Source organism: Arenimonas soli (assembly GCF_014643775.1).
GTDB classification, from domain to species: Bacteria; Pseudomonadota; Gammaproteobacteria; order Xanthomonadales; family Xanthomonadaceae; genus Arenimonas; species Arenimonas soli.
On the sequence record NZ_BMKC01000002.1, the window covers coordinates 248,620 to 270,533 of the forward strand.

General features: G+C 70.0%; 27 protein-coding genes. 6 read left to right on the plus strand and 21 right to left on the minus strand.

Annotation, left to right across the window (positions count from 1 at the left end; genetic code table 11):
• Nucleotides 1-8 precede the first annotated feature (8 nt).
• The 4 genes from secB to IEX13_RS09280 form a co-directional block, all read right to left on the minus strand.
• A complete protein-coding gene (gene secB, locus IEX13_RS09265) occupies nucleotides 9-518 on the minus strand; it encodes a protein-export chaperone SecB (protein WP_188663455.1) in 510 nt (169 codons plus the stop codon).
• Nucleotides 519-604: 86 nt separating this feature from the next.
• Entirely contained in the window at nucleotides 605-1,036 is a 432-nt protein-coding gene (locus IEX13_RS09270) for a rhodanese-like domain-containing protein (protein WP_188663457.1), read from the minus strand.
• Between the two features lie 66 nt (nucleotides 1,037-1,102).
• Nucleotides 1,103-1,540 (minus strand): hypothetical protein, encoded by a 438-nt coding sequence (locus tag IEX13_RS09275; RefSeq protein WP_188663459.1) that lies wholly within the window; start codon nucleotides 1,538-1,540, stop codon nucleotides 1,103-1,105.
• Between the two features lie 32 nt (nucleotides 1,541-1,572).
• Nucleotides 1,573-2,022, minus strand: coding sequence for a YiiD C-terminal domain-containing protein (locus IEX13_RS09280; protein ID WP_188663461.1), 450 nt, complete (start codon nucleotides 2,020-2,022; stop codon nucleotides 1,573-1,575).
• 39 nt (nucleotides 2,023-2,061) lie between these two features.
• On the opposite strand from IEX13_RS09280, the gene IEX13_RS09285 reads away from it, so the two are divergent.
• From IEX13_RS09285 to IEX13_RS09295, 3 genes are read left to right on the plus strand one after another with little or no spacing between them, the layout of a single operon-like run.
• On the plus strand, nucleotides 2,062-2,838 hold the full coding sequence (locus tag IEX13_RS09285; RefSeq protein ID WP_188663463.1) for a uroporphyrinogen-III synthase: 777 nt from the start codon (nucleotides 2,062-2,064) through the stop codon (nucleotides 2,836-2,838).
• A 30-nt stretch (nucleotides 2,839-2,868) separates the two neighbouring features.
• Nucleotides 2,869-3,882 carry a uroporphyrinogen-III C-methyltransferase gene (locus IEX13_RS09290; protein ID WP_188663465.1) on the plus strand — a complete coding sequence of 338 codons (1,014 nt, stop codon included), beginning with the start codon at nucleotides 2,869-2,871 and terminating at the stop codon, nucleotides 3,880-3,882.
• Nucleotides 3,879-5,126, plus strand: a complete 1,248-nt coding sequence (locus tag IEX13_RS09295) for a heme biosynthesis protein HemY (RefSeq protein ID WP_188663467.1) — start codon at nucleotides 3,879-3,881, stop codon at nucleotides 5,124-5,126. The genes IEX13_RS09290 and IEX13_RS09295 overlap by 4 nt, the downstream gene beginning before the upstream one ends.
• Here IEX13_RS09295 and IEX13_RS09300 read toward each other — a convergent pair.
• A complete protein-coding gene (locus IEX13_RS09300) occupies nucleotides 5,123-6,400 on the minus strand; it encodes an acetyl-CoA C-acetyltransferase (RefSeq protein ID WP_188663469.1) in 1,278 nt (425 codons plus the stop codon). The two genes, IEX13_RS09295 and IEX13_RS09300, sit on opposite strands and share 4 nt — an antisense overlap.
• Before the next feature lie 34 nt (nucleotides 6,401-6,434).
• Nucleotides 6,435-7,385, minus strand: coding sequence for a class I SAM-dependent methyltransferase (locus IEX13_RS09305; protein WP_188663470.1), 951 nt, complete (start codon nucleotides 7,383-7,385; stop codon nucleotides 6,435-6,437).
• A gap of 80 nt (nucleotides 7,386-7,465) precedes the next feature.
• On the opposite strand from IEX13_RS09305, the gene IEX13_RS09310 reads away from it, so the two are divergent.
• The gene (locus tag IEX13_RS09310; protein WP_188663472.1) at nucleotides 7,466-8,341 is read left to right on the plus strand and encodes a hypothetical protein; all 876 of its coding nucleotides are present in this window, start codon (nucleotides 7,466-7,468) and stop codon (nucleotides 8,339-8,341) included.
• 16 nt (nucleotides 8,342-8,357) lie between these two features.
• On the opposite strand, the gene IEX13_RS09315 is transcribed toward IEX13_RS09310, so the two are convergent.
• Nucleotides 8,358-9,410, minus strand: a complete 1,053-nt coding sequence (locus IEX13_RS09315; RefSeq protein ID WP_188663993.1) for a CDP-glycerol glycerophosphotransferase family protein — start codon at nucleotides 9,408-9,410, stop codon at nucleotides 8,358-8,360.
• On the opposite strand from IEX13_RS09315, the gene IEX13_RS09320 reads away from it, so the two are divergent.
• Nucleotides 9,406-10,212, plus strand: coding sequence for a glycosyltransferase family 2 protein (locus tag IEX13_RS09320; protein WP_188663991.1), 807 nt, complete (start codon nucleotides 9,406-9,408; stop codon nucleotides 10,210-10,212). The genes IEX13_RS09315 and IEX13_RS09320 overlap by 5 nt on opposite strands.
• Before the next feature lie 3 nt (nucleotides 10,213-10,215).
• Nucleotides 10,216-12,120, plus strand: coding sequence for an asparagine synthase (glutamine-hydrolyzing) (gene asnB, locus IEX13_RS09325; protein ID WP_188663474.1), 1,905 nt, complete (start codon nucleotides 10,216-10,218; stop codon nucleotides 12,118-12,120).
• 7 nt (nucleotides 12,121-12,127) lie between these two features.
• On the opposite strand, the gene IEX13_RS09330 is transcribed toward asnB, so the two are convergent.
• The 14 genes from IEX13_RS09330 to IEX13_RS09395 form a co-directional block, all read right to left on the minus strand.
• Entirely contained in the window at nucleotides 12,128-12,592 is a 465-nt protein-coding gene (locus IEX13_RS09330) for a GNAT family N-acetyltransferase (protein WP_188663476.1), read from the minus strand.
• Complete coding sequence (locus tag IEX13_RS09335; RefSeq protein WP_188663478.1) at nucleotides 12,589-13,239, minus strand: superoxide dismutase family protein; 651 nt, start codon at nucleotides 13,237-13,239, stop codon at nucleotides 12,589-12,591. Before IEX13_RS09335 ends, IEX13_RS09330 begins: the two co-directional genes overlap by 4 nt.
• Before the next feature lie 60 nt (nucleotides 13,240-13,299).
• Complete coding sequence (ntrC, locus tag IEX13_RS09340) at nucleotides 13,300-14,706, minus strand: nitrogen regulation protein NR(I) (RefSeq protein WP_188663480.1); 1,407 nt, start codon at nucleotides 14,704-14,706, stop codon at nucleotides 13,300-13,302.
• 185 nt (nucleotides 14,707-14,891) lie between these two features.
• The gene (locus IEX13_RS09345) at nucleotides 14,892-15,212 is read right to left on the minus strand and encodes a hypothetical protein (protein WP_188663482.1); all 321 of its coding nucleotides are present in this window, start codon (nucleotides 15,210-15,212) and stop codon (nucleotides 14,892-14,894) included.
• A 174-nt stretch (nucleotides 15,213-15,386) separates the two neighbouring features.
• Nucleotides 15,387-15,608 carry a hypothetical protein gene (locus IEX13_RS09350; protein ID WP_188663484.1) on the minus strand — a complete coding sequence of 74 codons (222 nt, stop codon included), beginning with the start codon at nucleotides 15,606-15,608 and terminating at the stop codon, nucleotides 15,387-15,389.
• A gap of 51 nt (nucleotides 15,609-15,659) precedes the next feature.
• Nucleotides 15,660-15,890, minus strand: a complete 231-nt coding sequence (locus IEX13_RS09355; protein WP_188663486.1) for a hypothetical protein — start codon at nucleotides 15,888-15,890, stop codon at nucleotides 15,660-15,662.
• A gap of 84 nt (nucleotides 15,891-15,974) precedes the next feature.
• On the minus strand, nucleotides 15,975-16,430 hold the full coding sequence (locus IEX13_RS09360; RefSeq protein WP_188663487.1) for a hypothetical protein: 456 nt from the start codon (nucleotides 16,428-16,430) through the stop codon (nucleotides 15,975-15,977).
• On the minus strand, nucleotides 16,427-16,819 hold the full coding sequence (locus IEX13_RS09365) for a hypothetical protein (protein WP_188663488.1): 393 nt from the start codon (nucleotides 16,817-16,819) through the stop codon (nucleotides 16,427-16,429). Before IEX13_RS09365 ends, IEX13_RS09360 begins: the two co-directional genes overlap by 4 nt.
• Nucleotides 16,816-17,862, minus strand: coding sequence for a two-component system sensor histidine kinase NtrB (locus tag IEX13_RS09370; protein ID WP_188663489.1), 1,047 nt, complete (start codon nucleotides 17,860-17,862; stop codon nucleotides 16,816-16,818). The genes IEX13_RS09365 and IEX13_RS09370 overlap by 4 nt, the downstream gene beginning before the upstream one ends.
• Nucleotides 17,863-17,887: 25 nt before the next feature.
• On the minus strand, nucleotides 17,888-18,730 hold the full coding sequence (locus tag IEX13_RS09375) for an alpha/beta hydrolase (protein WP_188663490.1): 843 nt from the start codon (nucleotides 18,728-18,730) through the stop codon (nucleotides 17,888-17,890).
• Between the two features lie 30 nt (nucleotides 18,731-18,760).
• A complete protein-coding gene (locus IEX13_RS09380; protein ID WP_188663491.1) occupies nucleotides 18,761-19,885 on the minus strand; it encodes an acyltransferase family protein in 1,125 nt (374 codons plus the stop codon).
• 4 nt (nucleotides 19,886-19,889) lie between these two features.
• Nucleotides 19,890-20,567, minus strand: a complete 678-nt coding sequence (locus tag IEX13_RS09385; protein ID WP_188663492.1) for an ABC-2 transporter permease — start codon at nucleotides 20,565-20,567, stop codon at nucleotides 19,890-19,892.
• Nucleotides 20,564-21,448 carry an ATP-binding cassette domain-containing protein gene (locus IEX13_RS09390; protein WP_188663493.1) on the minus strand — a complete coding sequence of 295 codons (885 nt, stop codon included), beginning with the start codon at nucleotides 21,446-21,448 and terminating at the stop codon, nucleotides 20,564-20,566. The genes IEX13_RS09385 and IEX13_RS09390 overlap by 4 nt, the downstream gene beginning before the upstream one ends.
• A complete protein-coding gene (locus IEX13_RS09395) occupies nucleotides 21,445-21,852 on the minus strand; it encodes a GntR family transcriptional regulator (protein WP_188663494.1) in 408 nt (135 codons plus the stop codon). Before IEX13_RS09395 ends, IEX13_RS09390 begins: the two co-directional genes overlap by 4 nt.
• Between the last annotated feature and the right edge of the window lie 62 nt (nucleotides 21,853-21,914).

Sequence of the window (21,914 nt, forward strand, 5' to 3'; positions counted from 1 at the left end):
GCCCGGCTTCAGGCGTTGCCGGCCTCGGGGGCCTGGCCGCCCTGGGCCTGTTCGGCGCGGCGACGCAGGCCTTCGGCATACAGCGCCTCGAAGTTGATCGGCTGCAGGTAGAACGGCGGGAATCCACCGTTGGACACCAGCTCGCCCAGGGTCTGGCGCACGTACGGGAACAGCACGTTCGGGCAGTAGGTGCCGAGCATCATGTCCAGGGTGCGTTCGTCGAAGTTGGCCAGGGCGAACAGGCCGGCCTGCTGCACTTCGGCCAGGTACACGGTCTTGTCGGCCAGCTTGCAGGTCAGGGTGACGTGCAGCACGACTTCGAACAGGCCGTCGGCGACGCGGCCGACCTTCTGGTTGAGGTTGAGCTCGAGCTGCGGCTGGCCGGGCTCGTTGAAGATCTGCGGCGAGTTCGGGACCTCGAAGGAGACGTCCTTGACGTAGATCTTCTGGATGGTGAACTGCGCCTGCTGGTCGTTCGTGGGGGCGGCGGCGGCGGTGCCGTTGTTCTGCTCGGCCATGGTGGAACTCCGGGAAGTAAGACGATGAAAGACCCGGGATTATCGCATGCCGGCCGGGGCCGGGCGAAACCGCGGGAAAGGGTGTGTCAGGCCTTGCCCTTGGCCAGCGGCAGGCTGGCCTGCTGCCAGGCGCCGATGCCGCCGTCGAGCACGCTGACCTGCTTGAAGCCGGCCTTCACCAGGCGCGAAGCCACGCCGGTGGCGGTCATGCCGGCGGCGCAGACAACGACCACGGGCTTTTCCTTGGCCTTGGCCAGAAGCTTGCCTTCGGGGTCGACCTGGCTGGGCAGCAGGTGCCGGGAGCCGATGATGTGGCCCTTCTCGAAGTCGCCCTGGCCGCGGATATCCAGCACCAGTGCGTCTTCATGGTTGATCAGGTGGGTCAGCTGCGAGGGGCTGATGCCCTTGAAGCCGCGGAAGAGGCGGGCGACTTCGGTGAACACCAGCGCCAGCGTCAGGCCCAGCAGGGCCAGGGACAGCAGCAGGTTGGCTTGGAAAAAATCGATCAGGCGATCCATGGACGGCGCTTCAGGGCAACGTGGGGGCCGGCATTATGCGGCCCGCGGGGCGCCGGGCCAAACCGGTCAGCGGGCGGCGTCGAGGTCGGGAAGGCCGCTGACCAGCCACCAGCGCTTGGCTTCGGCGTCCCAGCGCCATTGCTGGCGGTCGGTGATGACCTTTTCGACCTGGGTGTGGCGGTTGACCACGCGGATCTCCACGACCTGGGCGTATGCGCCTTCCGCCGGCTCGCTGGCCGACTTCACTTCGTAGCCCGAGACCTGGAACTGCTTGTAGCGCTCGAGTTCGAGGTCGGTCATCGGCTGCCGGGCCAGCAGTTCGGGGTCGAGGAACTTGGCCGCGGCGTCGAAGTCGCTCCAGCGCACGGCGCTGACGTAGTCGTAGAGCAGCTGGTCGCGCGGGCTGCGCTGGCCGGGGGTGGCGCAAGCCGCCAGCACCACCGCCATCACGAGCACCATCACCACGGCCAGGCCGGACTGCAGGGAACGAAGGGTCGTTTTCATGGGGCCATTATGCACACCCCGGGCCCGGCGTCTCAGGCCGGCCGAAGCGCGGCGAAGCGCCCCTGCAGGTCGGCCACCACGGTCCCGTCGGGACCGGCCACCGAAGCCGTGATGCCGGCACGGGTGCGGCCGCGCGACTGCCAGGCCTGCAGCACCGACGGCCAGTCGACATCGTCGGCCAGGCGGGCGCTGGCCTCGAGGTCGGCATACAGCGGCGCCAGGTAGCGCACCTGGCTGTCGGCAACGTAGACCTCGGCGCGGATGCCGGCCTCGCGCAGCTTCAGGGTCATCAGGCCCCAGCCGGCCAGGGTCATCAGGCTGACCAGGCTGCCGCCGAAGGCGCAGGCCTTGTCATTGACGTTGTGCGACAGCGGCGCCTGCAGCCGCAGTACCCGCCCGTCGTAGTGCACGGCCCGCACCTGCATGGCACGCACAGGCGGCATGGCGTCGTAATGGGCATTGAGTTCGTCTAGCTCGGACATGCGGTGCCGTTTCCCCGGGGGCTGTGCGAAGCTGGCGCCATGGACAAGGCTGGGTCCGCGCCAACGCTGGCGGGATGGTACGTCATCTCGCTGCGGCCCTCGGGCAGCCACGCGCCGGTACGGCACGCGGCCACGGCGCTTGGCGCGCGCACGCTTTCCATTTCGACCCTGGCGCTGCGGCCGCAGTCGGCCGGCCCGGCCCTGCAGGCGGCGCTGGCCTGCCCGCTGGTCATCGTCACCAGTCCCGCCGCGGTCCAGTTCGCGCGCCGGCAGCTGCCGCTGGCGGCGGCACCGGGCCAGCGCTGGCTGGCCCTGGGCGAAGCCAGCGCCAAGGCCCTGCACCGGGCGGGCATCGAACAGGTGCGCGTGCCCGACACCGGCACCGACTCCGAGGCCCTGCTGGCCCTGCCCGAACTGCAGGCGCCGCTGGACGCGGTGGGCCTGGTCACCGCGCCCGGTGGCCGCGGCCTGATCGCCGAAACTCTGGCCCAGCGGGGCGCCCAGGTGCACCGCGCCAACGTCTACCGGCGCGAGGCCCTGCATCCCAGCGCCGGGCGGCTGCGCACGCTGCGCAAACTGCCGGCACCCAGCGCCCTGCTGGTCAGCAGCCAGGAGGGCTTCGACGGCCTGTGGCGACGCCTGGACGAAGGCGGCCGCACGCGGCTGCAGGCCCGGCCCGTGGTCGCCAGCAGCCCGCGCCTTGCCGCGCACCTGGCCGGCCTGGGATTCCAGGCGATCGTGCTGGCGACCGGCGCCGCCCCGGCGACCATGGTCGAGGCCCTGGCCGCCGATGTTGCCCAGGGTCGCTTCCGGTAGCATGGCGTCGATTCCCGAGTTGATGCCCCCGTGGACACCGAGCACGACGACCTTCCCGATTCCCGCCCCCGCCGTGGCAGCGCCCCGCTGGCCTGGCTGCTGGCCCTGGCCCTGCTTGCCGGGGTCACGGTCGGCGGCTGGTGGTGGTGGACGCAGCAGCCGCCGGCCGCCGAGGCCGGACCCGACCTGAGCCCCGAGGCCCTGGACGCGCGCCTGTTGGAAACCGAACAGGCCACGGCCTCGCTGCGCCGCAACCAGCAGACCATCGAACAGCGCCTGGGCGACACCCAGGCCCGCACCGGCCTGCTGCGCGAGGAAGTGCTTGGCCTGGGCCAGCGTGCGGCCATCCTGGAGGACAACCTGCGCGAAGTCCGTTCGCAGGCCGCCGAAGGCGCCGAAGCCCTGCGCCTGGACGAAGTCGAGCTGCTGCTGGGCCTGGCCCAGGCCCGCCTGGCCGTGGCCGGCGACACCGACGGCGCCGTCCGTTCGCTGGTGCTCGCGCAGCAGGCGCTGGCGGCCATGACCGACCCGCAGTTCATCAGCCTGCGCCAGACCCTGGCCCAGGAAATTTCGGCGCTGCGGGCACTGCCCGTGGATCCGCGCGACGAAGCGGCCGGCGAACTCGACGCGCTGGAGGCCACGCTGCCGCGCCTGTCGAGCCGCGCACCCGGTGCGCCACCGGCCGCCGCCGACGGCGATTCCCGCTGGCAGCGCATCCTCGACGCCCTGGTGCAGGTGCGGCCGAGCAGCAGCCAGGACCTGATTTCCCCCGCCGACCGTGCCACCGGCGAAGCAACCCTGGCGCTTGAACTGGCCCTGGCGCGCACGGCGCTGGAACGCCGCGACGAGGCCGCCTTCCGCGCCAGCCTCGTTCGCGTCGACCAGTGGCTGCAGCGCCTGTACGCCAACGACGCCACGCTTCGCGAGCGCCGTGAACGCCTGCGCGCCCTGGCCGATCGCCCGCTGTCGCCGGCGCTGCCCGACGCCGGTATCGCCCTGCAGCAGCTGCGCGACCTGCGCCGCGGCCGGGACGCCACCCCGTGAATCTCTACCGCAGCCTGCTGTGGTGGCTGGCGCTGGCGGTGCTGGGCGCCCTGGCCTGGCACTGGTTCTCGCAGGACCTGGGCGACGTGGTGGTGCGCTACCGCGGCCTGACCTACACGACCACGCTGGCCTACTTCGTGCTGGCCTGGGGCCTGCTGTGGTTCGCTCTGTGGGCGCTGTGGTGGCTGCTGCGGCTGCCGTTCAAGGCCTGGCGCCGGCATGCGCACCAGCTTGCGCGCGGCCGCCTGGTCAACGGGCTTGAAGCCCTGCACCAGGGCCGCTGGCAGCGTGCCGAACAGCTGCTGGCCAAGGCCGCCAACGAGCCCGCGCTGCGCACGCCGGCCTTGCTGGGCGCGCGCCGCGCCGCCGACGCCCGCGGCGATGCGGAAGCCGCCGCCCGGCACCACGCCGCGCTGCTGGCCCACGACCCCGGTGCCGCCGCGCTGGACCAGGCCGACCGCCTGCTGGCCCAGGGCAAGCCCGATGACTGCCTGGAAGTGCTTGCCGCGCTGCCGGGACCGCTGCCGCCGCGCGGCGCCTGGCTGCGCGCCGAGGCCCAGGTCGCCACCGGCCGCGCCCTGGACGCGCAGGCCATGCTCAATACGCTGCGCCGCGACCAGGTCGCCGACGCCGACGCCCTGGCCGCACTGGAGGTTCGCGTCACCGCCGCGCTGCTCGACCAGGCCCCGCAGGCCGACGAACTGCAGCAGCGCTGGCACGCCCTGCCGCAGCGGCTGCGCCTGGCCTCGCCGGTGGCCAGCGCCTTCGCCCAGCGCGCCGCCGCCCTGGGCATGGAAGACGCTGGTGCACACGCCGTGGCCGACGCACTGGAAGCCAACTGGGACGAATCACTGGCCGCGCTGTTCGGCCGGCTGCCGCCGGGCCGCGAAGGCAAACGCCTGGCGCGCGCCGAAGCCTGGCTGGCCACGCACCCGTCCAGCCCCGGCCTGCTGACCGCGCTGGGCAGCCTGTGCCGCGCACAGGAACTGTGGGGCAAGGCCGAGGACTACCTGCACCGCGCGCTCGCACAGGGCGCGGGCGCCGATGCCTGGGAAAGCCTGGGCCACGTCTTCACCGCCCAGGGTGACGCCGGGCGTGCGCAGATCGCCTACGCCAATGCGCTGCGCATTGGCCGTGAAGAACCGCCACTGGCCCTGGGCGGCCGCAGCCTGCGCGAGCAGATCGCCGATTCGGCCGTGGCCGAAGTGCGCAACGCCCACGGCATCCCGCTGCTGCCGCCTTAGCGTTCGACGATGGCGGCGACGCCCATGCCGCCGGCGGTGCACACCGAGATCAGCGCGCGGCCCTTGCCCTTTTCCTTGAGCAGCTTGGCCGCGGTGGCGACGATGCGCGCACCGGTGGCGGCGAAGGGGTGGCCCACGGCCAGCGAGCTGCCGACGACGTTGAGTTTTTCGCGGTCGATGCTGCCCAGCGGCGCGTCCAGGCCCAGCTTTTCCTTGCAGAAGGTTGGGTCTTCCCAGGCCTTGAGCGTGCACAGCACCTGGGCGGCGAAGGCTTCGTGGATTTCGTAGAAATCGAAGTCCTGCAGCGACAGGTTGTTGCGCTTTAGCAGCTGCGCCACGGCCCAGCACGGCGCCATCAGCAGGCCTTCGCCGTGCACGAAATCCACCGCGGCCACCTGCGCGTCCACCAGGTAGGCCTGCACTTCCAGCCCATGCGCCGCGGCCCATTCTTCGCTGGCCAGCAGCGCCGCGGAGGCGCCGTCGGTCAACGGCGTTGAATTGCCGGCGGTCAGCGTGCCCTTGCCCGAGGTCTTGTCGAAGGCGGGCTTGAGCGTGGCCAGTTTTTCGACCGTGGTGTCGGGGCGCAGGATGTTGTCGCGCTCGACGCCGCGGAAGGGCACCACCAGGTCCTTGAAGAAGCCGCGCTCGTAGGCCATCGCGGCCTTGGTGTGCGATTCGTAGGCCAGCTGGTCCTGGGCTTCGCGGGTGATGCCCCATTCCTTGGCCATCATCTCGCAGTGTTCGCCCATGGACTTGCCCGTGCGCGGCTCGCCGACGCCCGGGAATTCCGGGGTGAGTTCCTTGAAGCGGAAACCCTTGAAGGCCTTGAGCCGGGCGCCGAAGCTGCGCGCCATGTTGGCGTCCAGCAGGCGGCGGCGCAGGCGCTTGTTCACCGCGATCGGCACGTCGGACGTGGTGTCGGAGCCGCCGCCGATGCCGGCTTCGATCTGGCCCAGCGCGATCTTGTTGCCCACCGTGATGACCGTGTCGAGCGAGGTGCCGCAGGCGCGCTGCAGGGTGATGCCCGGCGTCGCCGGCGACAGGCCGGAACTGAGCGCGGCCTCGCGGCCGATGTTCCAGTCGCTGCTGTGCTTGAGCACCGCGCCCATGGCCACCTCGCCCAGCTGTTCGCCGTGCAGGCCGAATTTTTCCACCAGCGCGCCCAGCGCCTTGATCGACATGCCCAGGTTGCCGACATCGTGGTAGGCGGTGTTGTTGCGGACGAAGGGGATGCGGACACCGCCCAGGATGGCGACACGGCGGGAAGGCGACATGCGGTTCACTCCTTGCTGGAACTTGTTCGGGGGGTCACGCGCTGGGCTCCAGGCCGGCCGGCACCGGACCCCAGTCGGGACGCGTTTGCCAGGCGCCATGGATCCAGGCGCGGAACATGTTGGCCACGCCGTCGTCGGCGGGACGCTGCGACAGCAGGGCCACCAGCCGATGCGGCCCGCGGGCCTCGGCCTCGTCGGCGACGATGGCGTCGAAATAGGTGGTCCACTGCTGGCCGTAGGTGATGCGCGCAACGGCGTTGCGCAGGCGTTCGGCTTCGCGCGCGCTGGCGACCGGGTCGCCGTCGGGCTTGCGCGCCACGACCTGCACGCAGGGCGAGTCGTCGAGCACCAGCACCGGCTCCAGGCCGACGCCGCGCACGTAGGCTTCCACTTCCTGCGGCACCACGAACTGGTTGCGCGCCACGTCCTTGCGCTGGCCGGGCGGCAGGTGCGCGGCCTGCTCGAACTCCAGCGCAAAGCGCCGCCAGCCGACCGGGTGCGCCAGGTTCCAGTGGTCGAAATAGAACAGGCCACCGGGACGCAGCACGCGGGCGACGTCGCGCAGGTAAAGCACGAAATCTTCCTTGTCCATGTGGATGAACACGGCCACGCAGTAGCCCTTGTCCATCGAGGCATCGGCCAGCGCGTCCAGGCGCGGACGCTGCAGTGCGCTGAAGGCGCAGTCGCAGTCGCCGACGCCGGCCAGGCGTTCGCGGGCGACGCCCAGCATGTTTTCGCTGATGTCCAGGCCATGCCAGTGCGCCACGTCGCCGGCCAGTTCGCGGCCTATGCGGCCGACGCCGCAGCCCAGTTCGAACACGCGGTCGCCCGACTGCAGGTCCAGCGCGGCGCGCGCCTGGGCGGCGGAAAAGGCGCCGGTAAGCCGGACCGTGCGCTCGTCGTGGCTGCCGTCGACCGCCACCAGCGCACCGCGCGGCGTGCTGGCCTTGTCGTTCCAGAAGGATTTGTAGTCTTGGAAATCCATGCCTGCGGCGGGTTCGGAACCGGCCGTCCGTGTGTCGATAGGTATGATGGCGATCATACCCCGACACCGCACGCACCCGTATGTCCAAGCCCGAACTGAGCGTCCTGGCGGCCCTTGCCCTGGAACTTTCGCCAGGCGCCGAACCCGGCCGCCTCGCGCTGGCCGTGGACGCGGCCGGCGAACTCACCGGCCTGGTCGCGCGCGACCTCGCCCGGCTGGTGCCCGACGCCGCCGTGCTGGACCTGGCGATGGTGGCCGGGCTGTTCGATCCGGCCGAACTGCTGCGCCCCGGTTACCCCGTGCACGCCGAACTGGGCCGCCTCGCTGCCCGCGCACCGGGAGCCGGCGGCGGCCGCATCATTGGCTTCGGCGCCGGCCAGGAAGGCCTGCCGGCCGGGCTGGCCCCGGCGCCCGAGTTCGCCGGCGGCCCGCTCAAGCTGCTGCCGTTGGTCCTGCGTGGCGAGGTGTCGGCCGTGGCGCCGGTCGGCGACCAGCTCGAACAGGTGCTGCTGGACACCGGCATGGCCTCGGCCGACACCGCGCTGTTTGCCCAGGAGGCGTTCGGCGCGGCGGTGGAACATGCGCGCCTGCTGACCATCAACGACCTGGCCGCGATGATGGCCCTGCAGTTCGAACACGCCGGCATCGCCGCCCTGTGGCCGCTGGTGGAAGCCGCGCTGCTGGCCCCGGACGGTGAACAGTGGCTCGACGCGCCGCCCGAACCGCTGGCGCGCTACGCCAACGGCGGCGTGCGCATGGCGATGCTGGACATGGATGCCTGGGCCGAAGGTGGGTTCGCGCCCGCCGACACCGACGCCGCCCGACTGGGCCGCGCCTTCGAGCACTTCCAGATGCGCCAGCGCCAGTTCGCCGGCCTGCTCGAGGCCCACGGCATCCCGGTCACCTACGACCACTGCCCGGCCGGCCGCGACCCGCGCCAGGTGCTGGCGGAGTAGGCCGCCGGCGCGCGCATCAGCGCCCCCAGTAACCCAACTCCCGGCGCAGCTTCAGGCTGCGCCACCACCCGGCCAGGGGCTTGCGTCGCAGGCGACCCAGCTCGCCGCGCAGCAGCGCTTCGGTGGCTTCAAGCACCCGCTGGCTGGAAAGGCCGTCGCGCCAGGGATGGATGGCGTCGGCGTAGGCGGCGATGGCCTCGCGCAGCGCTTCGTCCGGCGCGAACGCATGCGCCAGGTTCTGTTCCAGGGCCGCCGGGTCGTCGAAGTCGATCATGTGCGGCTTCGGCGCGCGGTTGCGGAAGGTGACCACCGGCTTGCGCTGCACCACGAACTCGGAAACCACCGACGTGGTGTCGGCCAGCAGCACGTCGGCGGCGCGCTGGGCGCTGACCAGCTGCTCGGTTTCGACGAAGGCCGCGTTGGTGCCGGCCAGCGCGCGGTAACGGTCGAACAGGTCCGCCGGGCACTTGGGATGCAGGGTCAGCAGCCAGAAGCGGTCGCCGAGGGCGACTTGCCCGGCGATGGCCTCGAACAGACGTGGCGCCGCGCTCAGGCGTTCGGTGAAGGTCGAAGCGAACAGCACCACCGGCCGGCCACCCGCACCCGCGCGCAAGGCGTCGGCCAGCGGATCGGCGGCACGGAACAGCGGGTCGAGCTTGGGCCAGCCGGTTTCGACCACCGCGAAGTGCCCCGCCCGGGCGGCCAGGGCCTGGAAGGGGCCGGTGGTCGCCGGGCCCTGCGTGCAATAGAGGTCGAACTGCCCGCGCACGCGGAAGTGGCCGCGGGTGTCGCTGCGCTTCTCGACGTTGAAACCGTGGAAGAGCTGCACCTTGGCGCCGGCGATGAAACCCGGCACGTCGTTGGCCGCACTGAAGACCGCCCGTGGCCGCAGCGCCACCGCTTCACGCACGCCCACCGGCCGCGCCGGCGCCGGCAGCGTGGCCCCCGCGGCGCCGCGGATGAACAGCGTGTGTACGCCGTGGCCCGCGGCTTGCAGGGTTTCCGCGAGCGGCCCCAGAATGGGCAACGCGTAGCGCTCGGTCGCGAACAAAAGGTATTCCGCCATCAACGCACCCCCGGCCAAGTCGCCTCGCCTGTCGGCCTGCATTATCACCTTCAACGAAGCCGATCGGCTGGCCGACTGCCTGGCGTCGCTGGTTTTCTGCGACGAGATCGTGGTGGTGGACTCGGGTTCGACCGACGCGACCGTCGCCATCGCGCGCCAGGCCGGCGCCCGCGTGTTCGAGCGGCCGTTCGAGGGTTTCCGCAGCCAGAAGCAGTTCGCTATCGAACAGGCGGCGTTCGACTGGGTGCTTTGCCTGGACGCCGACGAACGCGTGGACGACACCCTGCGCGCCAGCATCCAGGCCGAACAGGCGCTGGGCTTCGACCAGGCCGCGGGCTATCGCTTCGCACGGCTGTCGAACTACTTCGGCCGCTTCCTGCGCCACGGCAATGCCTATCCCGACCGCGTGCTGCGCCTGTTCGACCGCCGCCGCGGCGGCTGGCGCGGCAATCGCGAGGTGCATGAAGCCGCCAGCGTGGACGGGCCGGTGCGCACGCTCACCGGCGACCTGCTGCATTTCCCGTACCGGTCGCTCGAACAGCAGCTGGCCAAGACCCAGCGCTACGCCCGGATGATGGCCGAACACGACTTCAAGCGCGGCCGGCGCGCCAGCCTGGTGGGCCTGGTGCTGTCGCCGGCCTGGCGGTTCTGGCGCGGCTATGTGATTCGCGCGGGTTTCCTGGATGGCTGGCACGGCCTGGTGTACGCCTACGTGCGCGCCAACTACGTGCGCCAGAAAACCATCATGCTGTGGATGATGCAGAACAAGCAGCCGGTGGTCGAACCCCCGCGCGGGAACCGCTGAGCCATGTGCGGCATCGCCGGCACGTGGTTCCCGGGTACGCGCGACGATGCGTCGCTGCACGCCCTCGGCGCCCGCCAGGGCGAGGCCATCGCCCACCGTGGCCCGGATGACGCCGGCACCTGGGCCGACCCGGCCGCCGGCCTGGTGCTGTCGCACCGCCGGCTTTCTATCCTGGACCTGAGCCCGGAAGGCCACCAGCCGATGTTGTCGCGCGACGGCCGCTGGGCGCTCATCTTCAACGGCGAGATCTACAACCACGGCGCGCTGCGCGCCGAACTCGCCACGCTGGGCCATGCGTTCCGCGGCCACTCCGACACCGAAGTGCTGCTGGCCGCGATCGGCGAATGGGGCGTCGAACAGGCGCTGCAGCGAAGCAACGGCATGCTGGCGTTGGCCGCCTGGGACCGCAAGCAGCGCCGCCTGTGGCTGGCCCGCGACCGCATGGGCAAGAAGCCGCTGTATTACGGCTTCGCCAGCGACGGCGCGCTGGTGTTCGGCAGCGAACTGCGGGCGCTGCGCGCGCACCCGGCGCTGGAGGCCAAGGTCGATCCGGACGCGCTGGCCCTGCTGCTGCGCCTGGACTACATCCCGGCGCCCTGGTCCATCCTGCGCGGCGTGCACAAGCTGCCGGCCGGCACGCTGCTGAGCCTGGACATGGCGGCGCTGCAGGCGGGCGCATCGGCCCTGGACCCGGTCAGATCCCCGAAGCGCTGGTGGGACGCGCTGGCCGCCCAGCGAGAAGCCATCAACCACGGGTTCGCCGGCGGCGACCAGGAAGCCCTGGACACGCTGGACGTCCTGCTGCGCGAAGCCACCGCGATGCGCATGGAAGCCGACGTGCCGCTGGGCGCCTTCCTGTCCGGCGGCACCGATTCGTCGCTGGTGACGGCCATGATGCAGGCGCAGTCGGCGGTGCCCGTGCGCAGCTTTTCCATCGGCTTCGACAGCCTGCGCCACGACGAAAGCGCGCACGCGGCGCGGGTGGCGGCGCACCTGGGCACCGACCACACCGAACTGCGCGTCGACGGCCAGGCGGCGCTCGACCTGGTGCCCTCGCTGCCGGTCATCTTCGACGAACCCTTCGCCGATTCGTCGCAGGTGCCGACCGCCCTGCTGTGCGCGCTGACGCGCAAGCACGTGACGGTGGCGCTGTCGGGCGACGGCGGCGACGAGCTGTTCTTCGGCTACTCGCGCTACGCCCGCACGCTGCGCAACAACGGCTGGCTGGGCAAGCTGCCGCGGGCGATGCTGGCCAACCGCGTCAGCGAGCCCGGCGAAAGCGCGCGCCTTGGCGGCCTGGCCGCGCTGCGCGCCGAACTGCGCGCCGGCGACCTGCAGGGCCTGGCCCGGCATCGCATTTCGCGCTGGCGTCTGCCCGAGGCCGTGGTCATCGGCGCGCGGCGGCTAAAGACCGCCTACGATGAACCGGACGCCCTGCCCGGCGTCGGCACGCCCGGCGACGCGCTGATGGCGATGGACATGGCCTGCTACCTGCCCGAGGACATCCTGGCCAAGGTGGACCGCGCCAGCATGGCGGCCTCACTGGAAGCACGCGCGCCGCTGCTGGATTGGCGGGTCGCCAGCTTCGCCTGGACGCTGCCGATGTCGATGAAGTCGCGGCACGGCCAACTCAAGTGGCTGCCCAAGCAGCTGCTGCAGCGCTACCTGCCCAATCCGCTGGTGCAGCACCCCAAGACCGGCTTCGGCGCACCGGTGGGCGACTGGCTGCGCGGGCCGCTGCGCGAGTGGGCCGAGGCCCAGCTCGACGAAAACCGTCTGCGCGAAGAAGGCCACTTCGACCCCGCGCCGATCCGTCGCATCTGGAAGGCCTTCCTGGACGGCGAGCGCAAGTGGCACACCCACCTGTGGGGCGTGCTGATGTTCCAGGCCTGGCGCGAGAAGCTCTAGCGCACGCTCAGCGCGTCGGCGCCTCGTACATGCGGTAGCCCGCATCCACCATGCCCAGGCCTTCGTAGGTCTTCTGCGCAATGGCGTTGTCGCGCTCGACGTACAGGCGCAGGCCGCAAACTTCCGGCGTGGCCTTCGCACGTTCCAGCACATGCCTGTATAGCGCGGCGTAGCAGCCGCGACGGCGGAAGGCGGGGTCCACGTAAACGCTCTGGATCCACCACCAGTCGCCGTTGCGCCAGTCGCTCCACTCGTAGGTGAGCATCAGGGTGCCGGCCGGTTCGCCGCCGTGTTCGGCGACGAAGTAGGCGCCGCGGCGCGATTCGGCGAGCACGGCGCGGATGCCGGCTTCGACGGTTTCTGGATCGAGCGCCTTGTGTTCGGTTTCCAGGGCCATGGCCACGGCCCAGTCGCGCAGGCGGGCGACATCGCCGTCGCCCGCCGCGCGGATCTTCCAGGCCCCGTCGGTCACGAAGCCGGGCCCTGGTAGTCGGGCGCCGGCTGCACCAGTTCGACCACGCCGCAGGCGATGCGCGCGCCCGCGTTGCCGGTGGGCTGGGTGGCGTAGTCGTCGGCCTGGGCGTGCACGATGACCGCGCGCCCGACCACGTCGTGGCTGGCCTCGCCGTCGATCTGCAGGCCGGCCAGGCGCACATCGACCTGGCCAACGCCGTCGGCGCCGGCGGTCAGGTTCGGCATGTCGCCGGCGTGGTGCGGGCCAGGCGTCTGGCGGTCGCCGTGCTGCATCTGGTCCGGGTTGAAGTGGCCGCCGGCGCTGGTGGCGTCGGGTGCGCTGCAGTCGCCGGTTTCATGCACGTGGAAACCGTGCACGCTGCCGGGGGCCAGGCCGCGCACTTCGCCGTGCAGGCGCAGGGCATCGCCGTCGGGGTCGAAGGTGAGTTCGCCGGTGACGCCGCTGTCCTGCACCGGCGCCAGCACGACGCGGGCCTGCGCGGCCAGGGCGATGCCGCCGGCCGCGGCCGAGGCATCGTCGTTGGGTGCCAGCGCGTCCGGCGCGGCGGCCGGCGCGGGCGTCGGGACGTCGGGTTCGGATTCGCCGGCGCAGCCCGCCAGGCCAAGGGCCAGGGCGGCGGCAAGCACGGTGGTCATCGACTTCATGGGAACTCCTTGTCGTACGTACTGAACACGCAGGGTGAAGGGTGGCGGCTTAAGGTTTGGTCAAGGCGAGCGTTTGGACTTGCCCCGGCGCGGGCGCGCGCCCAGCTTGCGGGTGACGGTGTTGCGGCCCAGGCCCAGCACTTCGGCGGCGTTCTGGCGGTGGCCTCCGGTGTGCTCGAGCGCGGTTTCCAGCAGGGCCTGGTCGAAGGCGTCGCGCAGCGGAGCGTGCAGGCCGGTTTCGCCGCGGTCCAGGCGCGTGCGCACTTCCGAGGCCAGGGCCTGCTGCCAGGCCGGCGGGCCCGGCGCCTCGTCGCGGGCCAGTGCCTTGGCCAGGTCGCGTGGGGTAATGGTGTCGCCGGGCGCGAGCACGGCCAGGCGCCAGCACAGGTTTTCCAGCTCGCGCACGTTGCCGGGCCAGTCGTGCTTGAGCAGGCGCTCGAGCGCGGCGGCGTCGAAGCGCTTGGCCGGCGCGTCGAGTTCGTCGCCGGCCTGGGCGAGGAAACGCCCGGCCAGCGCCGGCACGTCGGCCTTGCGTTCGCGCAGCGGCGGCAGGCGCAGGCGAACGACGTCGAGCCGGTGCAGCAGGTCGGCACGGAAGCCGCCGTCGCGCACCTTCGCTTCCAGGTCCTGGTGGGTGGCGGCGATGACGCGCACGTCCACCTTGATCAGCTCGCGCCCGCCGACCCGGTAGAACTCGCCTTCGGCCAGCACGCGCAGCAGGCGGGTCTGCAGGTTGGCCGGCATGTCGCCGATTTCGTCCAGGAACAGCGTGCCGCCATGCGCCTGTTCAAAGCGGCCGACATGGCGCTTGTTGGCGCCGGTGAAGGCGCCGGCCTCGTGGCCGAACAGTTCGCTTTCCAGCAGTTCTGCGGGAATGGCGGCGGTGTTGAGCGCCAGGTAGGGGCCGCGTGCCCGCGGTGATTCGCGGTGCAGCGCGCGCGCCACCAGCTCCTTGCCGGTGCCGGTTTCGCCGGTGATGAGCACCGACAGCGGCGCCTGCGCCAGCCGGCCGATGGCGCGGAAGAGTTCGCGCATGGCCGGGGTGTCGCCAATCAGTTCGTCGCCGGTGGACGCAGGTTCGTCGGCCGCGGGTGCGGCATTGACCGGCGGCAACGCGCGCTCGATCAGCGCGACGGCTTCGTCCAGATCGAAAGGCTTGGAGAGGAACTCGTGGGCGCCGCCGCGGAAGGCACCCGCGGTGCTGGCGACATCCGTGTAAGCCGACATCACCACCACGGGCAGGTCGGGATGCCGCGCCTTCAATTGGTCCAGGAAGGACAGCCCGTCGAGCCCCGGCATGCGCACGTCGGTGAACACCAGGTCCGGCAGCTCGCCGTCGGCCAGCGCCGCTAGGGCCTCACGCGCGTCCTCGAAGGCGGCGACCTTGTGCCCCGCGTCGCGCAGCGCCTGCACCAGCACGAAGCGGACCGTGCGGTCGTCGTCGATAACCCAGAGGTGGGCGGGCATGGGCTGGGGGCTCGAGTTGCACCTTGTTGGTGCAATCGGAGTCTACATGCCAGGGCGGAGTCCGTCCAAGAAGCCGGTCGTCGGGCCCACGGGCTTGATCCGTCTGAGAAACCCAGGGCGGTTCATATCCATCGCGCGTGACATCAACCTGTCCACAAAAAGCTGGGAGCCCCAATCAACTCATCTCAGAGGTAATCAAGCACGTCAAGACTGCCTTTTCCAGGCGCTTCGCGACACGCACCGCTTGGAGTGGAGACATGCTTTCCATCGCTGATGTATGTCAGCTTGCGCTCCCTTGTACGAAGCTCAACCACCCACTTCTTTGCTTCATCCAACACGCAGGGCTCCACCATTGGCGACGCCTCAAGCTTGGCTACAAAGCTACGAATGTAGTAGTCATCCTCGCTATGGATGACGAACTCAGAGGAATCGATCAGGTCTTCGGTCGTGAAGGTCCGATTCAGCATGTTTGCTGATGTAGCAAGGCCGATCGCGTGTACTTTCATACTCTTGTATTGGAGGTTTGCTTCCGCCGGTAGATTCAGAACGGGAAGAACGACCCCTCGGACTGGGCTCGCGCTCCAGGCTCCCAGCAACAATAGTCCCGCCAAAGTAAGCGGAATTCTTACCGAGTTATTCATGGTCGGAGAGTCCTTTTGGTTCCACTGTGCAACCGCACCTCAATTTTCCACGATGCCCGCAGCGTTCGTGCGTTCGCGGCGCACCACGGTGCCGCTTTGGTTGGTGAACGCCACTGGTGAGCCCAGCGCGCCGGTGTGCTCGTAGGTCACCGTGATGGTGGGACTGCTGCCGAACGGCACCTTGTGGTTGGCAACCAGGCTGCCGGCCAGGTAGATGTGGTCGGCGCGGGCGCTGGTCTTGAGGTCGTGGGTGTAGATCATCTTGCCGCCCAGGCCGTCGTAGACATAGCGGAACCGGCGGGAGTCCCGGCGTCATCGTATCTCGCAACCATCTGCGTGGCCTGCGAACAGTTTCTTGAGCTCCGCCACTCTTCGTTCCACGTCTTCCGGTTCTTCGTTCGTACGACGGTAGTAGTGATAGACCAGGCTGTCCTGGCGGATGAACATGTTCAACGCCATTTCGCCGTCACGCTTGTCGTGGAAATAGTAAGTTTCCGCTGTATCGCGTGGCGCTCCCATCGGGGACGTGATCGTTGCGTCCATCGATTCGGCCAACTGGTTCAGCCGTTCCTTGGTCAGCTCCTTGTCTTCGGAGCAGTACCAGATTGAACCTTCGGAAGAATGAACCTACTCAATGATGTCGAATGACAGAACCTGCTCCGGTCGAAGCATCACTGGGTAGGCCCCACCGGGCTCCAGCACGCCGGCGATCCTGATCCTGGCCTGTACGGGACAAAGCACCTTGCCCTCGCAATGTGCCCTGACGCGCTCCCGCATCCCAGAGAAGACATCCGCGTTCAACTTGTCGAGGACAGGGAATCCGACTCCGACCTTCCGACCGTCCCCGCAATCCTGCTCGATAAACGTGTAGGTTTGCCGGTCCGTGAAGTAGGTACCTTCAACCACGACCCTGGCACCTGCCAGGGGTGAAGTACCGTCGATGCATTCGTAGCCGGGCTTGGCGCCATCGTCAGCCGAGCTTCGCAGCGCGCCGCAACCGCCCACCACTCCCGAGACCAGCAGCAGAAACACGAGTGCCCGGGGCGACTTGAATTTTCGCTTCTTGCGAAGGCCTGCCGTCACTGTTGATTCCCCGGATCGCGCCAGCTCGCGCCCCTCACGTCGATCGTATCGACGGAAGGCAGCACTTCCTGCTCGCTGACGCTGAACTGGATTTCGATCTGCGGTCGCTGCCTTTGCAGTTCGGCCAGAAGCTCGCGGGCCATCGCTGCCTTCGCTTCACACCTGCTGGAGAACTGCAGGTAGAGGCCTTCTTCCCTGACCGTGTATCCCGCCAAGGGTAGTCCGGCTTCCTGTGCGATCCCCAGGACGCCGGTCAGTGAGCTGGCCTCGTCAAGGATTGAGGGACGGGCTGTCGCCAGGACAATGCAGTCGGAGCGGCTTGGCAGGGGTGACGAGCACGCCGCAAGCGCGCCGAGAACCAGGACACAGGCCGCCTTGAACCAGGTCATGTCTCATCTCCGGCCGGCGCCGGCGCCGGCAACAACAAGGTGAACACCGTATGCCCCGGTCGCGAGCGATAGCCCAGCGACCCGCCGTGCTCACGGGCGACCTGCTGCGCCAGCGGCAGGCCCAGGCCCGTGCCTTCGGCGCGGCCGCTGACGAGCGGCAGGAAGATGCGTTCGGCCAGGTCCTCGGGCACGCCGCGGCCGTCGTCGGCGATTTCCACGCGCAGGGCCAGGCGGTGGCCGGTGTCGCCGATAAGCACGTGGTGTTCGGCGCGGGTACGCAGGTGCACGTTGGAGGCGCCGGATTCAAGCGCGTTGCGCACCAGGTTCCACAGCGCCTGCACCAGGCGGTCGGCGTCGCCGGGGAATTCGGGCAGCGACGGGTCGAAGTCGCGCACCAGTCTCACGGCCCAGCCGGCTTCGACTTCGGCCAGCTGGCGCACGCGCTCGAGCACGGCGTGGATGTTGGTGGGTTCGAAGTCGCGCGGTGGCGCCGGATTCATCAGGCGATCGACCAGGGCGGCGAGGCGGTCGACCTCGGCGCTGATCAGCTGCACGAGTTCGGTGGATTCGTCGCCCTCGACGCGGCGCGCCAGCAGTTGGGCGGCGCCCTTCATGCCGGCCAGCGGGTTGCGGATTTCGTGGGCCAGGCCCTTGAGCGCCGCCGACAGCGCGGCGGGCAGCGCGGTGGCGGGGTCTTCGCCGGGGAATTCGTCGGCCGGGTGGGCTTCGAGCCACAGGCCGCCGTCTTCGCCGCGCGCCAGCCACAGGTCGGCGAAACGTTCGCTGCCGCCCGGGCTGGCCAGGCGGGCGCGGCGTACCCGCAGGGCACCGCCGGTGTCGGGCAGGCGCGGCAGCAGCTCGGCCAGGCGGCCGCCTTCGGCGTCGAGTTCGGCCAGGGACAGGCCGTGCAGTCGGCGCGCGCTGACGCCCAGCCAGCTGGCGAACGCGGGCGTGCAGCCGGCAAGACGGCCGTCGGCATCGAGCCAGGCCAGGGGCGTGGCCAGCTCGTCGAGGGAAGGAGGCGCGGGATTCGGGTCGGCCATGGCCGCAGGATAGTTCAGGGCGGCCCTAAGGTGCGTGCGAGAACTGCAGTGCCAGCGGGGTCGCGCGTTCGGCGTTGTTGCCGTGGTGGGCGCCCGCGGTCTGGTGGGCGCGCCAGCGCAGGCCGACCGGAGCGCTGCGCTCAAGGGCCTGCACCGCGGCCTGGTAGGCGGCCTTCATCTTGTTGTTTTCGTGCTCGCCCAGGCTCAGGAACAGCGTCGACTCGAGCGTCGGGTTCGCCTTCAGGAAATCCTCCAGCCGCGCCACCATCGCCGAGTCGTCGCGCCACAGGGCCGGGCTGTGGGCATGGAAGGCGCCGAAGAGCCGGGGTCGCGAGACCAGGGCGTGCACCACCAGCAGGCCGCCGCGCGAATTGCCGGCCAGCGTGCGGTGGCCGGTGGTCCGGAACTCGCCGTCGACGGCCGGGACCAGTTCGCGTTCGATGAAGTCCAGGAACACGTCACCGCCGCCCTCGCGAAGATCGTCCGGGTCGGTGTCCTGGCGCATGCCCGGTGGCGTGTAGTCCCGCTGTCGGCCCGGTCCGCCGACGTTGGGAATGCCGACCACGATCAGTTCGGGCACTACACCGATGCGCGCCATCAGGGCGGCCGAGGCGGCCGTGTGCAGGTCCTGGGACGAGCCGTCGAGCACGTAGACCACCGGGTAGTGTTTGCCCGGCTGCGTTTCATACCCCTCCGGCAGGTGCACCAGGTAGTCGCGCGACTCGGCCAGCACCTGCGACGCCAGGCTGCGCTGCTGCACCTGCGGGCCCAGGCGTGGCCGCTCGAAGACATAAAGGCTGGCGAACCAGGTCACGATCACGGCCAGGGCCAGGGACAGTGGCCATACGATCCAGGTCAGGCGCTTCACGATGGCTTCTCCTTGGGTTCGGGTGCGGGCTCAGCCCACGAAGCGGCGCAGCGGCGTATGCCGCACCAGCAGCTGGTAGCTGAGCAGGCAGGCGGCCAGCGTGCCGGCGCTGGCAAGGGCGAACTTCAGCGGCCAGGCCAGCGGTAGGTCCATCAGCAGGTACTGGATGGCGAACAGCAGCGGCAGGTGCAGCAGGTAGGTCCAGTACGCGGCCCCGGCGAGGTAGCGCATCGCCACGTTTGGCCGGTCCAGCAGGCGCCGGCCGGCCACCAGGCAAAGCACGGTCAGCCAGACGCTGAGCAGCGCCTCGACCAGGGCGACCGGCCACGACGCGGTCGGCGACGTGGCGCCCGGCAGTTCAACCCGCAGCTGCCAGAGGAACACCGAATACAGCAGCACGCAGCCCGCGAGCAGCCAGGGCGCGAACGGCCGCACGCGTGCCAGCCAGTCCGGGCGTTCGTGCACCTGCGTGCCCAGCGCGAAGAACGTCCCGTAAAACACCAGCGCCCAGAATTGCGGCAGCAGGCCCTCCGGCGCCGGATGCGGTGCGCTGACCGAAGCCAGGGCCGGCACGATCACCAGCGGCAAGCCCAGCAAGGCCCAGGCGGGATGCCGGTCCAGCAACCATCGACCCACGCGACCCAGTTCCAGCGTGCGCGCCACCCAGTGCAGCACGGCGAACAGCAGCAGGTAGACCAGGAACCACAGGTGCGCCGTGCCCGGTGGCAGCCGGGGCCGGTCGGGCTGCAGCATCCAGGCACGCACCATTTCCAGCAGGGGCGAGGGATGCTGCACGTTCGCCAGCGCCCAGTCGGTGCTGGCCGACAGGGACCACATCACCAGCGGCCACGCGACCAGGAACGGCAACAGGATGCGGCGAAGCCGCTGCCGCAGCAGCGCCGCGCCGCCACGGCGCTGCAGCACCCAGGCGGCGAAGAAGCCCGCCACCAGGAAGAACAGCGGCATGCGCACCAGGTGCAGGCCCCAGGCCAGTCCATCCATCCACGGCGACGACTGCCGGTCGGCCAGGGGCCAGAAGCCGTGCATCAGCGGGCTGTAGGCCAGGGCCGCGTGGAAGAACACGCCGGCCAGCATCGCCAGCGCCCGCAGGTGGTCCATGTAGTGCAACCGGTCCTGCGACGCGCCGGCGTGCATGGGGTCAGTAGAACGCCGGCTTGCGGGCGTGCACCCAGGCCGTGGCCGCGACCACGGCCAGCGACAGCAGCACCAGCGCCGCCAGGATCGCCAAGGCCGGCGTCGTCCACACCAGGGCGTCCTCGCCGATCCGGTCCTTGATCGCGGGCACCATCGACAGCGCCATCAGATAGGGATTGATCAGCACCATCGTGCCGATCATGGCGAAGGTGCCCCAGCCTTCCGACTCCACCGACATGGCCACGGCCAGCGAAATGCTGAAGGCGAACAGGATGTAGGCGAAGACCAGCAGCGAATACACGAACAGGCCATCCGGCAGCTGGGTGAACAGCACCACCGCCAGGGTGCCCAACACCATCAGCGCGAACGGCACGCCGAAGGTGATGATGTTCCCGGCCAGCTTGGCTGCGGTGAAGTCCAGCGGCGACACCGGCAGGCTCATCACGAAGGCCAGGGTCTTCTCCTTGCGCTCGACCATCAGCGAGGTCGAGATGGAAAAGCACGCGACCGACACCATCACGATGATCAGCATCAGCGAGCCGACGTAGAAGGCCCAGGGTTTGGCCAGCCCCAGGAAACACAGGGCGACGACGCCGGCCAGCACGTAGATCGCCAGCTGCTTCTGGAATAGCTGCCAGTCCTTGGCCACCAGCAGGCGGATGACGGGGATATTGAGGTTCATGCCACGGCTCCCGAACGCACGGCGGTTACGAAGATGTCTTCCAGGCTCATCGGATCGTTGCGCTGCACCTGCAGGCCCAGCCCGGCCAGGCGCGCCGGCAGGTCGTCGCGCCAGGCGCGCGCCTTGATCTCGACCAGGCTGCCGTTGGCGCGCGCACTGGCGATTTCCGGCCAGTCGTCGATGTCCGCCGGCAGCACGCCCTGGCAGACGATGCGGCGCCAGCTTTCCAGGAAGCTGTGTTTGTCCGCCGACGCAACCAGCCGGCCCTGGTGCAGGAAGGTGATGGTGTCGGCCAGCTGTTCGACGTCATGGGTGTTGTGCGAAGAAAACAGCACGCTGCGACGTTCGTCGCGCAGCACGTCGGCCAGGGCTTCCAGCACTTCGATGCGCGCGACCGGATCCAGCCCCGTGGTGGGTTCGTCGAGCAGCAGCAGGCGCGGGCGGCGGGCCAGGCACAGCAGCAGCAGGGCTTTCACCCGCTGGCCGTGCGAGTAGCCACCCACGGCCTGGTCCGGACGCAGGTCGAAGCGCTTCACCAGTTCACCGGCATAGGCCTCGTCCCAGGCGGGGTAGATGTTGCGGATGAGGTCCATGTGCCAGCGCAGGCTCTGGCCGCGGTACAGGCGCATGTCTTCGGAGGCGAAGCCGATGTCGCGCTTGGCGGCGACCTGCGCGTCGGGCAGCTGATGGCCCAGCACCTGCACCTGGCCGGCGTCTGGCGCGGCCAGGCCGGTCAACAGGCGCAGCAGGGTCGTCTTGCCGGCGCCGTTGACGCCGACCAGGCCCATGACCTGGCCTTCGGGCAGCTGCAGGGTGATGTCCTGCAGCGCGAAATCCGGATAGCGCTTGGCGATGCCGGTCACGGAGAAAGCCGCGGTCATGGCGTGGTTCCTTTCGGGGTGTTTGGGCGGGCGTCGGCCGCATCGGCGGCCACGTCGAGGAAGCGGTGCAGGTCGGCGCGGGAAAGACCCAGCCGCGCAGCGATGGCCAGCAACGCCTCGAGCTGGCGCTGCAGCTCGTCGTGCATCAGCACGGTCGGCAGGTCGGCGCGTTCGGCCACCACCGAGCCCTTGCCCTGCCGGGTGGCGATGACGCCGGCGCGTTCGAGCTCTTCGTAGGCGCGGCGCACCGTGATGACGCTGACGTGGCTGGCCGCCGCCAGCTCACGGATGGACGGCAGGGCCTGGCCGGGCGCCCAGTCGCCGGCCATCACCTTGGCGGTGACCTGGTCGACGATCTGCTGGTACATCGGCCGGGGGTCGCTGGCCGACAGGAAAAGTTCCATGGGCGGGGACTAACTGTGCTGCTGTGTTATGCACAGTATGCACAGTCGACTGTCCCGCTGCA

What these genes read in the sequence shown, in the direction of transcription:
- IEX13_RS09370 (WP_188663489.1), bottom strand. Translation starts at nt 17,862, where the DNA reads ATGGCCGACCCGAATCCCGCGCCTCCTTCCCTCGACGAGCTGGCCACG.
- IEX13_RS09285 (WP_188663463.1), top strand. Translation starts at nt 2,062, where the DNA reads ATGGACAAGGCTGGGTCCGCGCCAACGCTGGCGGGATGGTACGTCATC.
- IEX13_RS09300 (WP_188663469.1), bottom strand. Translation starts at nt 6,400, where the DNA reads ATGTCGCCTTCCCGCCGTGTCGCCATCCTGGGCGGTGTCCGCATCCCC.
- IEX13_RS09355 (WP_188663486.1), bottom strand. Translation starts at nt 15,890, where the DNA reads ATGGACGCAACGATCACGTCCCCGATGGGAGCGCCACGCGATACAGCG.
- secB (WP_188663455.1), bottom strand. Translation starts at nt 518, where the DNA reads ATGGCCGAGCAGAACAACGGCACCGCCGCCGCCGCCCCCACGAACGAC.
- IEX13_RS09380 (WP_188663491.1), bottom strand. Translation starts at nt 19,885, where the DNA reads ATGCACGCCGGCGCGTCGCAGGACCGGTTGCACTACATGGACCACCTG.
- IEX13_RS09365 (WP_188663488.1), bottom strand. Translation starts at nt 16,819, where the DNA reads ATGACCTGGTTCAAGGCGGCCTGTGTCCTGGTTCTCGGCGCGCTTGCG.
- IEX13_RS09305 (WP_188663470.1), bottom strand. Translation starts at nt 7,385, where the DNA reads ATGGATTTCCAAGACTACAAATCCTTCTGGAACGACAAGGCCAGCACG.
- IEX13_RS09310 (WP_188663472.1), top strand. Translation starts at nt 7,466, where the DNA reads ATGTCCAAGCCCGAACTGAGCGTCCTGGCGGCCCTTGCCCTGGAACTT.
- IEX13_RS09275 (WP_188663459.1), bottom strand. Translation starts at nt 1,540, where the DNA reads ATGAAAACGACCCTTCGTTCCCTGCAGTCCGGCCTGGCCGTGGTGATG.
- IEX13_RS09395 (WP_188663494.1), bottom strand. Translation starts at nt 21,852, where the DNA reads ATGGAACTTTTCCTGTCGGCCAGCGACCCCCGGCCGATGTACCAGCAG.
- IEX13_RS09350 (WP_188663484.1), bottom strand. Translation starts at nt 15,608, where the DNA reads ATGATCTACACCCACGACCTCAAGACCAGCGCCCGCGCCGACCACATC.
- IEX13_RS09280 (WP_188663461.1), bottom strand. Translation starts at nt 2,022, where the DNA reads ATGTCCGAGCTAGACGAACTCAATGCCCATTACGACGCCATGCCGCCT.
- ntrC (WP_188663480.1), bottom strand. Translation starts at nt 14,706, where the DNA reads ATGCCCGCCCACCTCTGGGTTATCGACGACGACCGCACGGTCCGCTTC.
- IEX13_RS09345 (WP_188663482.1), bottom strand. Translation starts at nt 15,212, where the DNA reads ATGAAAGTACACGCGATCGGCCTTGCTACATCAGCAAACATGCTGAAT.
- IEX13_RS09385 (WP_188663492.1), bottom strand. Translation starts at nt 20,567, where the DNA reads ATGAACCTCAATATCCCCGTCATCCGCCTGCTGGTGGCCAAGGACTGG.
- IEX13_RS09270 (WP_188663457.1), bottom strand. Translation starts at nt 1,036, where the DNA reads ATGGATCGCCTGATCGATTTTTTCCAAGCCAACCTGCTGCTGTCCCTG.
- IEX13_RS09335 (WP_188663478.1), bottom strand. Translation starts at nt 13,239, where the DNA reads ATGAAGTCGATGACCACCGTGCTTGCCGCCGCCCTGGCCCTTGGCCTG.
- IEX13_RS09390 (WP_188663493.1), bottom strand. Translation starts at nt 21,448, where the DNA reads ATGACCGCGGCTTTCTCCGTGACCGGCATCGCCAAGCGCTATCCGGAT.
- asnB (WP_188663474.1), top strand. Translation starts at nt 10,216, where the DNA reads ATGTGCGGCATCGCCGGCACGTGGTTCCCGGGTACGCGCGACGATGCG.